The sequence below is a fragment of the Neisseria sp. HMSC074B07 genome (assembly GCF_001810355.1).
In the GTDB taxonomy this organism is placed as follows: domain Bacteria; phylum Pseudomonadota; class Gammaproteobacteria; order Burkholderiales; family Neisseriaceae; genus Neisseria.
In genome coordinates, this window is record NZ_KV800912.1 from 10,309 (window position 1) to 21,174 (window position 10,866).

General features: G+C 48.6%; 10 protein-coding genes, 2 tRNA genes and 1 pseudogene. 3 read left to right on the forward strand and 10 right to left on the reverse strand.

Translation table 11 applies throughout. The annotated features are described in order from the left end of the window. Positions 1-97: 97 nt before the first annotated feature. Entirely contained in the window at positions 98-703 is a 606-nt protein-coding gene (gene recR, locus HMPREF2726_RS03000; RefSeq protein ID WP_009311686.1) for a recombination mediator RecR, read from the forward strand. A 56-nt stretch (positions 704-759) separates the two neighbouring features. Here recR and HMPREF2726_RS03005 read toward each other — a convergent pair whose 3' ends face one another. Next, positions 760-1,047, reverse strand: a complete 288-nt coding sequence (locus tag HMPREF2726_RS03005; RefSeq protein ID WP_003760695.1) for a hypothetical protein — start codon at positions 1,045-1,047, stop codon at positions 760-762. 224 nt (positions 1,048-1,271) lie between these two features. On the opposite strand from HMPREF2726_RS03005, the gene HMPREF2726_RS03010 reads away from it, so the two are divergent. After that, a complete protein-coding gene (locus tag HMPREF2726_RS03010; RefSeq protein ID WP_003778670.1) occupies positions 1,272-2,522 on the forward strand; it encodes a lipoprotein-releasing ABC transporter permease subunit in 1,251 nt (416 codons plus the stop codon). Then, positions 2,515-3,195 carry a lipoprotein-releasing ABC transporter ATP-binding protein LolD gene (lolD, locus tag HMPREF2726_RS03015; protein WP_003760685.1) on the forward strand — a complete coding sequence of 227 codons (681 nt, stop codon included), beginning with the start codon at positions 2,515-2,517 and terminating at the stop codon, positions 3,193-3,195. Before HMPREF2726_RS03010 ends, lolD begins: the two co-directional genes overlap by 8 nt. Before the next feature lie 361 nt (positions 3,196-3,556). Here the strand turns inward: lolD and HMPREF2726_RS03020 are convergent. From HMPREF2726_RS03020 to HMPREF2726_RS03060, 9 genes and pseudogenes are all read right to left on the reverse strand, one after another. Beyond that, a tRNA-Ser gene (locus tag HMPREF2726_RS03020) sits at positions 3,557-3,646 on the reverse strand. A gap of 81 nt (positions 3,647-3,727) precedes the next feature. Further along, positions 3,728-3,818 (reverse strand) — tRNA-Ser (locus tag HMPREF2726_RS03025). 80 nt (positions 3,819-3,898) lie between these two features. Beyond that, positions 3,899-4,678, reverse strand: coding sequence for a peroxide stress protein YaaA (gene yaaA / locus HMPREF2726_RS03030; RefSeq protein WP_070602124.1), 780 nt, complete (start codon positions 4,676-4,678; stop codon positions 3,899-3,901). Between the two features lie 177 nt (positions 4,679-4,855). Continuing rightward, positions 4,856-6,043: a succinyldiaminopimelate transaminase gene (gene dapC, locus HMPREF2726_RS03035; protein ID WP_070602125.1), complete on the reverse strand. Its 1,188-nt coding sequence runs from the start codon at positions 6,041-6,043 to the stop codon at positions 4,856-4,858. A gap of 279 nt (positions 6,044-6,322) precedes the next feature. Next, on the reverse strand, positions 6,323-7,492 hold the full coding sequence (locus tag HMPREF2726_RS03040; protein WP_003778674.1) for an NAD(P)H-dependent flavin oxidoreductase: 1,170 nt from the start codon (positions 7,490-7,492) through the stop codon (positions 6,323-6,325). A 453-nt stretch (positions 7,493-7,945) separates the two neighbouring features. Further along, positions 7,946-8,060, reverse strand: a pseudogene (locus HMPREF2726_RS14315) (IS5/IS1182 family transposase); the annotation flags it as partial. 93 nt (positions 8,061-8,153) lie between these two features. Further along, a complete protein-coding gene (locus tag HMPREF2726_RS03045) occupies positions 8,154-8,378 on the reverse strand; it encodes a hypothetical protein (RefSeq protein WP_009311680.1) in 225 nt (74 codons plus the stop codon). A gap of 125 nt (positions 8,379-8,503) precedes the next feature. Beyond that, positions 8,504-9,100, reverse strand: coding sequence for a hypothetical protein (locus HMPREF2726_RS03050; RefSeq protein WP_246827851.1), 597 nt, complete (start codon positions 9,098-9,100; stop codon positions 8,504-8,506). A 300-nt stretch (positions 9,101-9,400) separates the two neighbouring features. Continuing rightward, complete coding sequence (locus HMPREF2726_RS03060) at positions 9,401-10,711, reverse strand: DUF2130 domain-containing protein (RefSeq protein ID WP_070602126.1); 1,311 nt, start codon at positions 10,709-10,711, stop codon at positions 9,401-9,403. Positions 10,712-10,866: the final 155 nt, after the last annotated feature.

The following is a 10,866-nucleotide window of genomic DNA, read 5'->3' on the forward strand; positions in this document are numbered from 1 at the left end:
TTGTCCTGATTTAAAGTTAATCCACTATATATAGTGATTTCACTACTATACACATTCCGATTTTCCTTGTTTTTCGGTTAGAGGTCGTCTGAATACCATGAGCAAAGCTCCCGATGCTTTTACGCGGCTGATTAATGCCTTGAAAATTCTACCCAATGTCGGTCCGAAATCCGCGCAGCGCATGGCGCATCAATTGCTGCAAAGCAAGCGGGAGCAGGCGCAGGAGTTGGTTGATGCTTTGCAATATGCATTAAAGCAAGTCCAGCATTGCAGGATGTGCAACACATTTTGCGAAGGGAGTGTGTGTGATATCTGTTCTGACGAATCGCGCGACAAACACCGCCTGATGATCGTCCATATGCCGGCAGATGTTTCCAATATGGAAACTGCCAATTGCCATGACGGCTTGTATTTTGTGCTGATGGGACAAATCAGTCCCGCGCAAGGGATGGATGTGAGCGCCATCGCATTGGACAAACTGGTGGCAAGGTTGCAGAACGCCGATGTCGAAGAAATCATCATTGCAACAAACTTTACTGCCGAAGGAGATGCGACGGCGTATGTGTTGGCAGAATTGTTTAAAAACCTTCCATACAAAGTCAGCCGTCTTGCCAGAGGCATCCCTTTGGGGGGAGAGTTGGAATATGTCGATGCAGGGACTTTGGCGCAGGCCGTTTATGAAAGGCGCGCAATCAAGGAATAAACAATAAGGTCGTCTGAAAACGCGTTTCAGACGACCTTATTTCAAACAAAGCCGGTTTATTTGCAGCTTACGCCTTGAATTTGCGGAGTGTCGCCGCTGCCTACTTTAAAGGCACATTTGGTGGCGCTGCTGCCGGATACGGTGACGACACCGCTGCCTGCGGTCAGGCTAACCGGTTCTTTAACACCCATGCCGACTGCGGTTGCGGCAAGTTTTTGCACGTCGGCAGCGGAATAGGACGTATTGTTTGAACTGATTTTAATCTCCTTAGCCGCATACGCATTTGCACTGAATGCCAATCCGGCAGCGGCAACGGATAATGCTAAGAATTTTGTGATGTTCATTAATGGTTTTCCTTTTTGATGGCGGTAAACTTTACCGCGATTTCAGAATAAGGCCGAATAGATGATTGTGCAAGTTTTTCGGCCGATTTTACGGTAGCCCTGAATAAGAAGACTTTGGTTTACAAATTGCGATGTCTCTATTCTCGGTCGTTTCGGCGTATTCAGACGACCTGTCGGTTTTACGGTACAATAGGCGTTTTTTGACAAACGGATGAGGCATATAAATGGCTTCTTTAGAGACTTGGATAGGACTGCGCTATTTGCGGGCAAAAAAACGCAATGGCTTCATGTCGTTTATCACCGTCATTTCTATTGTAGGTATTGCACTCGGTGTAATGGCTTTGATTGTCGTATTGTCTGTCATGGCGGGCTTTCAGAGAGACATACGGGGGCAGCTTTTGAAAGTGGCTCCTCATGCCGAAATGGGTTATTACGATAACGGCAACGGTAAAAGCTGGGAGAGCCTACGCGAGATTATTAAAGGACGCAAAGAGGTGCTTCAGTCGGCACCTTATGTTTCGGGGCAAGCATTGCTGGCAAATGCGGGTGAGGTCCAAGGTGTTCAAATCCGCGGGATTTTGCCTGATGAAGAAAAAAAGATCGTTGAATACAGTAAAGAAATGCCTGTGGGCAGTTTTGATGATTTGAAGCCGGGCGAATTCGATATTATTTTGGGGCAGGATCTGGCTGAGACTTTGGATGTAAAGGTTGGTGAAAAAATCACCGTCGTTACACCTGAAGGCAACGTGACGCCTGCCGGTGTCGTACCTCGTCTGAAACAATTTAAAGTTGTCGGCTTGGTCAAAACCAAAATCCATGAATTGAACAATTCTCTGGCATTGACACACATGAAAGATGCCCAAGTCTTGTACCGCCTAGATGAAAATGCGGCAGGCTTGAGATTGAAACTTGCCGATCCGATCAACGCGCCGTCGTTCACCGAAACACTGCTGCCGAAAAATCTGCAAGAAGAAGTATGGTTGCGCGATTGGACATACACCAACCGCAGTTATTTCGAGGCCGTAGAAATGGAGAAAAGGGTGATGTTCATCATTCTGCTGCTGATTGTTGCCGTAGCCACCTTTAACTTGGTTTCTTCTTTGGTCATGGCGGTTACGGAAAAACAAGCCGATATTGCCATTTTGAGGACTTTGGGTGTCTCCCCGGGCAGCATTATGAAAATTTTTATGGTGCAGGGCGTATTTGCCGGCTTTTTCGGCACCTTAACCGGTGTGATTACCGGTGTCACGCTGGCTTTGAACGTGGGCAGTATTGTCAAACAGTTAGAGAGTTGGTTTGGTTTCCAATTCATCAAATCACAAGTTTATTTCATTGATTATATCCCGAGTGACGTCAGTGTTCATGATGTTGTGCTGATAGCCTGCATTTCCCTGATTTTGTCGTTTATCGCTACGCTCTATCCAAGCTGGCGTGCTGCAAGAACCCAACCGGCGGAGGCTTTGCGCTATGAATAAAGTAGTTTTGAAATGCGATAATGTCAGCAAAAGCTACAAAGACGGTCAATTGAATGTCAACGTTTTGAATCAGCTGAGGCTAGAAGTGCTCGAAGGTCAAAGCGTCAGCATTATCGGTTCGTCCGGTAGCGGCAAATCGACCTTGATGCACATTTTGGGCGGTTTGGATAAGCCGACTTCTGGCAGCGTGGTACTGATGGGACAGGATTTGAGTCAGTTGGGGCAGAAACAACTGGGTCTGCTGCGCAATCAGTATTTGGGTTTCGTGTACCAGTTCCACCATTTGCTGCCTGAATTTTCCGCTTTGGAAAACGTCATGATGCCGCTTTTAATCGGCAAGATGAAAAAAGCCGAAGCAGAACAGCGTGCGGTTGAAATGTTGGAAAAAGCGGGTTTGAAAAAGCGCATACAGCACCGCCCCAGCGAGCTTTCCGGTGGCGAACGCCAACGTGCCGCCATTGCGCGCGCGCTGGTGACGCGTCCAAAATGTTTGCTCGCTGACGAGCCGACAGGCAATCTTGACCGTAAAAATGCGCAAAATGTACTGGATATGATGCTGGATCTGAAATCAGAGTTGAATACCAGCCTGATTGTGGTCACGCATGATGACGAGTTGGCAGTCCGCTTTGAGCGGGTTATGCTGATGCACGACGGACGCTTGGAAGAGCAGTAACTATTCGGCAAATACGCAAAGGTCGTCTGAAAAAGTAATTGATGCTTTTCAGACGACGGCGGATTCAGATTTGAAGTACAACTTTCCATAACAGAAAAAGGCCGGTATGCGGTAGCATACTGGCCTTTCCTGCAATGCAACACATTAACATTCTTATCCGCCCAAGAAAAACACTTGGTTACGAAACGCCAAGTGTTTTATTTTTGAATCTGTTCCAACCACTGATGCACTTGACATCCGAATCCAAAGTCGTCTGAAAACTGAATGCCCCTTGAAGTTGGGTCCATCCCCTATACATAGCCAATACTTGGGAGGCAGATTCAAAAAAAGCTGCTATGGAAAGAGCAGCTTTTGTCCGGTTTGGCGGAAACGGTGGGATTCGAACCCACGGAGGATTTGCACCCTCAGCGGATTTCGAGTCCGCTGCATTCAGCCTCTCTGCCACGTTTCCGTAGAATAAAGTAAAACCAAATAAAAATGCTGTTGGCTGGGCTTCACTTCATTTTTATTTGGTTTTTCTATTTTCAAGAAATGGCGGAAGCGGTGAGATTCGAACTCACGGAGGGCTATCAACCCTCGACGGTTTTCAAGACCGTTGCATTAAACCGCTCTGCCACGCTTCCGTTTCTTGAAGCCGAAATAATAATGAAATTTGTCGGGTTTGCCAAGCGAAATTTTTAGGGGAATATTTAGTTTTTTGTTTTTACTTGGTTTGTTCTTTTTGCATGAACACCCATTCGGACTCATTCGACGCTGCTGCGTTAAATGCGTAGCCTTCGTAATCGAAATTTTTCAGCATTTCAGGGTCGGTAATATTGTGTTCCGCCGCGTAGCGTACCATCAGTCCGCGCGCGCGTTTGGCGTAGAAGCTGATGATTTTGTATTTGCCGTTTTTTTCATCTTTGAAAACGGGGGTAATCAGGCGGGCTTTAAGTTTTTTAGTGTTGACGGATTTGAAATATTCTTGCGAAGCGAGGTTAACCAATATGTCGCTGCCTGCTTGGGCAAGGGTATCGTTCAGCAGGTCGGTGATGATGTTGCCCCAAAATTCATACAGGTTCTTACCGCGTGTGTTGGCAAACGCTGTTCCCATTTCCAAGCGGTAGGGCTGCATCAAATCCAGCGGGCGCAGGATGCCGTAGAGGCCGGAAAGCAGGCGGACATGTTGTTGCAGATATTGGATTTGTTCGGGTTTGAGGGTGTCTGCGGCGATGCCTTCGTAAACGTCGCCGTTGAACATAAAGACTGCCTGTTTGGCGTTGTCGGGGGTAAACGGCGTATGCCATTCGGCGTTGCGCTCGGCGTTTAAGAGGGCGATTTTGTCGGAAACGTGCATCAGCTCGGCGATTTGCTGCGGAGCAAGTTCACGCAGTTGGCACATCAGGATTTCGGCTTCCGCCAAGAGGTCGGGTTGGGTGAATTCTTTGACGGGTGCTGGGTCTTTTTCATTGAGGTTTTTGGCGGGAGAAAGGACGAAGAACATGATGGACTCGGAGATGTGATAAACAGCGGCATTGTAGGTTTAAAATGTTTTATGGGCAAGTTTGATAAGTGAAGTAAATACCGTTATAGCAAAGGCTATTTGAATGGAATTAAAAAGGTCGTCTGAAAACTCAGATTTGAGGTTTTCAGACGACCTTTTATTGAACTGCACCCTTGTTCAGCGATACAGGGAAACGATGGTTTCGGCGGCTTTGACGCAGCTGTCGACATCGGCGACCAAGGCGATGCGGACGTAGCCTTCGCCTGGATTGCCCCATTCGGTATCGCGGGCGAGGAAGCGGCCGGGGAGGACTTGGATGGCGGCTTTTTGCCAGAGGTTTTTGGCAAATGCCAAATCGTCGCCATCGGGGACTTTCAGCCAGATATAGAACGATGCGTCGGGCAGTTTGACATCAAATACCTGTTGCAAAATGGGGATGACGCGGTCGAATTTTTCTTGGTACAGGCGGCGGTTGGCGATGACGTGTTCTTCGTCGTTCCATGCGGCGATGCTGGCGCGTTGGACGGGGATGCTCATTGCGCTGCCGTGGTAGGTGCGGTAGAGCAGGAAGTTTTTAAGCAATTCGGCATCGCCTGCAACAAAACCGGAGCGTAGTCCGGGGACGTTGGAGCGTTTGGAGAGGCTGGTGAACATGACGATATTGCGGTTGCTGCGCCCTAATTGTGCCGCCGCCTGTAAGCCGCCTATGGGTTTGTTGCCGTCGAAATAGATTTCGGAATAGCATTCGTCGGAAGCGATGATGAAACCGTATTTGTCTTGCAGATCAAAGATTTCTTGCCAGTCTTCCAGTTGCAGGACGCTGCCGCTGGGGTTGTTGGGCGAGCAGACGAACATGACTTTGGTGCGTTGCCATACGTCTTCGGTAATGCTTTTCCAATCGGGCTTGAAGGACGGGGCAGGGCAGTTGGCAAAACGGATTTCGCCGCCGCCGAGAATGGCTGCGCCTTCGTAAATTTGGTAGAACGGGTTGGGGCTGAGGACGATGGGTTTGAGGTCGTCTGAAACGGGGTTTAAGACGGTTTGAACGAAGGAAAACAAGGCTTCGCGGCTGCCGAGTACGGGCAGGACTTCTGTATCGGGGTTGACGGTCAGTCCGTCGTAACGGCAGCGCATCCAGTCGGCACAGGCTTGGCGCAGCTCGGGCAGACCTGCGGTCAGGGGGTATTTTTCCAGTTCGTGCAGCGAGGCGGTCAGCGCATTGGTGATGACTTCGGGGGTAGGGTGTTTCGGCTCGCCGATGTGAAGGTGGACGGGGGTAACGCCTTCGGGAGGGTTAACGCCCTGCATGGCTTCGCGCAGGCGGGCAAACGGATAGGGTTGGAGCTGGTCGAGTAGTGGGTTCATGGGTGTTCCAAATGTCTATCGAGACGGTCATCTTAGCATTTTTTATGCGGATTTTGTTGACAATGTGTGCAGGAAAAGGGAAGACGCGTTGGGAAAAGGTCGTCTGAAAATCGGTTTCAGACGACCTTTTTAAGCATCACGCGATTTGCAGGCAAAATATAGTGGATTAACTTTAAACCAGTACGGCGTTGCCTCGCCTTGTCCTGATTTAAAGTTAATCCACTATAGTAAGGGCACATTGAAATATGCCCTTTTTTAGCGTTCATCTGCGGGTATGAATTATTTGGCTGCTGCGGGAAGAGCGCCGTTGAGCAGATATTGGATGGTTTCTTGCACCGTGCGGATGGCGTTGCCAAACGGCAGCGGGTCTTTACCTCGGAAAAACAAGCCTTTATCGACTTCGCCACGGAAGGCGGCGGAGAGTTGGATGTCAATGCAGAATTGTCCGGCTTTGGCCAAACCGTCGCGCAGGCCGCAGCTGGTCAGACAGTTCAAGCCTTGAGTACAGCGGCGCGGGTCGGCTTTGGCATTGGCTTGCAGCTTGGATTCGCGTTTGATGTAGCTGTCTAGGAATTTGGTGCGCACACCGCGTGCGGGCAGTCCGGCGACGGACATAAATTCGACAACATGCTCGGTTTCCGCACCTGCCAGCGTTTTTTTGAAGTTGATGTGGGCATCGCCTTCTTCGGTAACCGCAAACGCCGTGCCGATTTGGACGGCGGATGCGCCCCAGTTTTTCAGCGCGGTTTTGACTTTTTCAAAGTTCGCCATGCCGCCGGCAAGGATAAGTGGGATTTTTTCGCTTTCAAGGCCTAAGTTCTTGAATACTTCAAAAGTTTCTTCGATGACGCGTTTGAATTCAAACTTGGCATCGTTCACACCTGCCACGCTCGCCGCGCCCAAGTGTCCAGCGGCGTGTGCGGGATGCTCGATAACGATAGCATCGGGCAAAACACCTTTTTTCATCCAGCGTTTCAATACGATGCCGATACCGCGCGATTCGGACAAAATCGGGAACAGGGCGACATCTTTGTGATAACCCTCGGTCATTTCGGGCAAATCCAGCGGCAATCCCGCACCCATCACAATCGCGTCCGCACCCGATTCGCAGGCTTGGCGGACGTAGGCGGCGTGGTCTTTGACGGCTTTCATGACGTTGACGGCAATCATGCCTTTGCCGTTTGCGTCGGCTTTGGCTTTTTGGATTTCGCGGTCAAGCGCGGTACAGTTGAGTCGGGTGTATTTTTCTTCGCTCGGATTGATTTTGGATTCCGCGAGCAGGTCGTCATGCAGGTGGCGCAAATCGACGCTGGCAATCGTGCCGACACCGTTTTCGCGGGCGACCGCGCTGGAGAGTTTCGATGCGGAAACGCCCACGCCCATCCCGCCTTGGACGACGGGAATCAATGATTTGCCTCGGATGTGCAATGGGTCGAAGTTGTTTTGCATGTATGGGTTCCTTGATGGTTGCGGGAGCGGACTGATATTGGCAGACCGGCTTTGCTGGATTTTGAAAATTTATTTTTAATCAATGGGTAAGGTTTGTTTTTTTACTGAACCTGATGATATTGGGCTGCTTATATCTCAGGTTTTAGTAATTATACTCTAAATGTGGACAAAAATTAGAGTATCAATACAGTTTTTGCAAATTAAATTTGAAAAGTATTGTTAACTAAGAAATATTTTTTCGGGTTAGGTCGTCTGAAAGATTGATTTATCGAAGGTTCACTCAGGTACGGAGACGGTAAGCAGAGGTGTTCATATTATGTTAGAAGCCTGTACTTCCGATACTGGGCATATCTATACCGGCAGCGAAAAATAGGAAAGCCGGACAATCAGTAGCAGCGTAACCAATCAAAATAGCCTGAACATGACGCTTAATGCTTTGGACTTGCAGAGTTTGTATAGTAAATTAACTTTAAACCAGTACGGCGTTGCCTCGCCTTGCCGTACTACCTGTACTGTCTGCGGCTTCGTCGCCTTGTCCTGATTTAGTTAAGCCACTATAAAAAGTCCTCAAGCAGGCTTTTCTGATTTATGACGTAATAGGATAGAGGGAAGAAAAGAGAAAAACGACCCGAAAGGGTCGTCTGAAAAGCAGAATAACGCACTAAGGTCGCCGAAACCAAAGATAGATGCATAAAAGTATCCAGCCGATGAAGGCGGCGCCGAGAACAGCACGAAGGATTGGGGTGCCGGCAGCAGATGAACGGACTCGCTCTCCACGGAGAAGAGCCTCATTATAGGCTTTCCGTTTTTTTCGAAGATCATCATTCCAGATATTTGCAGGATGCCAGCTATACGACGGATTGTGCATCATATCATCATCGTCCATGAGTAACTCCTTTTGAAATTGTATTTGGCAGGTCGTCTGAAACCGGATTACAGATCGTATTTCTGCTTCAGTTCAGTCAGTTCCCGTTCGGCTTCCCGTTTTCCGAGTTTGTCAAACTTCAAGGCTTACCTTTTCACTCTGACCGAGCGCAAGTGCTTGAATTTGCCTTTGTCGATCAGGAAATAATGATGACCGAATTGTTCTGAACCGTCCTTATCTTGTAAATGTCCCTCAAGACAACCGGAGGCGATGACCAAGTTACTCTTCGGATCGGAACGGAAGTCGCCGTCCTCATCAATATCTCCGCAGCCTAACAGCAGATCGCCCAATTGAATCGGCGTTCCCGTGGTATTGTCGATTGCACCCGCTTCGATACAGCCTGATGTGCCGCAACCGAAACCGAAAGTGGAATATTTGCCGGCGGCGTTGGGACGGTTTTCTGCCAAAACCTCACGCAGCCGGGTGCGGAACGTACGGGCGTAATGGTCTTTCATATTGAGTTTGGCAGTTTTGCCGTTGAAGGTATTTTTTGTCGGATAGCCGTCGAAGCGGTAAATTTTTTGCTTTTGAGCGCGTTCGAATTGGGCTTTGGTCATGGTCAGCTCCGGACCTGCAACAGCAGTGAATGGAACGAGTAATAAGACCGTCAAAATACAGCTTGGTTTCATCATATACTCCTTTATAGAGTCTGTTGTAGATTTGATATTCAAGAAGAACATCATGACAGTGTTGCTAAAAAATTGTATTCCCCGTCATTAGAAACGTTGTCGTAAACGATAATGTTTCATATCCCTTCATTTCTCGCTCCTCCTGATGTAGAACCTGGCTTGCACCGAGTATCTGAATAGTCTTTTGTGCGTCTAAGATTTGTGGCGGTTCATTTTTCAGACGACCTTTTTGTATAGTGGATAAATGAGTTTGTTCACGAACTGATAGAAAACGAGACACCCGTCCGCCGTCACTCCTGCTTGCGCGGGCGTAACGACTGGCTGGCGTTTCTATTTTCATTCTCGAAGCAAATCTCAATCCTCTTTTTTCTCCAACGCGGCAAAGGCGGCCTTCATGGTCGGATTTTTGCGTACTAATTTTTTGACGGTCAGGTCGGTTGCTTTGTTGTTGGCGAGGCGCAGGTTGTTTTCTGAAGAAAGCAGGGCTTCTTTGGTTTTTTGCAGATGGCTGATGGTTTTGTCGATTTCGTCGATGGCGGTTTGGAACTTGCGGCTGGCGAGTTCGTAATTGCGAGCGAAATCGGTTTTGAACTTGTCCAAGTCTTCTTCAAAGTGCGTGATGTCGATGTTTTGCGCACGCATTTGTGCCAATTCTTGTTTGTATTTCAATGAATTGAGCGCGGCGTTGCGCAACAGGGAGACGATGGGGATAAAGAACTGCGGGCGCACGACGTACATTTTCGGGTAGGCGTAGGATACATCGACGATGCCGTTGTTGTAGAGTTCGCTGTCGGCTTCCAAGAGTGAGACGAGGACGGCGTATTCGCAGTTTTTTTCTCTGCGGTCTTTGTCCAACTCTTTGAAAAAGTGTTCGTTTTTCTTTTTGGTGGCGGTTTCGTCGCTTTCGTTTTTCATCTCGAACATGATGGAGATGATTTCGTTGCCTTCTTCGTCGGTTTCGCGGTAGATGTAGTCGCCTTTGCTGCCGGTTTTGGCGTCGTTGTCTTTGCCGAATACAGCTTGGGGAAAGGCGGTGGTGCGGATGCGGTTGAATTCGGTTTCGCAGTGCTGCTCAAGGCTTTCGCCTATCATTTTGGTGGACTGTTTGGCTTTGAAATCTTTATAGAAGGCGATGGTTTCGTCTTTTTGTTTGAGTTCGGCCTCGTATTTTTCGCGCAGGCTTTGTTTTTCCAACTGGTTTTCTTTGGATTGCAGCATGAGCTGCGTGTTCAAATTGCCCAATTCGCGCTCTTTTTCGGCAACGGCTTTGGTGATTTCCAGCTCTTTTTCCATGTTTTTCGCCGTTTCCAGCGATTTTGCCTGCGCCTTCAGTTCGGCAATCAATTTGTCCTGTTCGGCGATTTGCGCTTTCAGACGACCTTCGATTTCGGCAGCGGCGAGTTTGCTGTCTTTTTCGTAGGCGTTGATTTGGTTGGACAGGGCGGCGATTTCGTGGTTTTTGTCGGCTAGGATTTTGTCGAACTGATTTTGCGCCTGCGCTTGGGCAAGCTGCATATCGCTTTGAAACTGGATCTGCGCCTGTTGCAGGCGCTCGTGGATTTCGGTTTGAAATTCTTGGGTGCGGACTTGGTTCAGGATGTCGGCGTAACTGGCTTCGTTGACGGTAAACGCGGTGTGGCAGTGCGGGCATTTGATTTCGTGCATGGCGGGTTTCCCTTGTATTTGAAGCGTGTGATTTTAGCAGAAAGGTCGTCTGAAAAAGTTTTAGTGAAACTCGCTGCGCTCGTTTTGGCGAAACCCTTACGGGTTTTCAGACGATCTCGTTGCTTTATAGTGGATTAAATTTAAATCAGGACAAG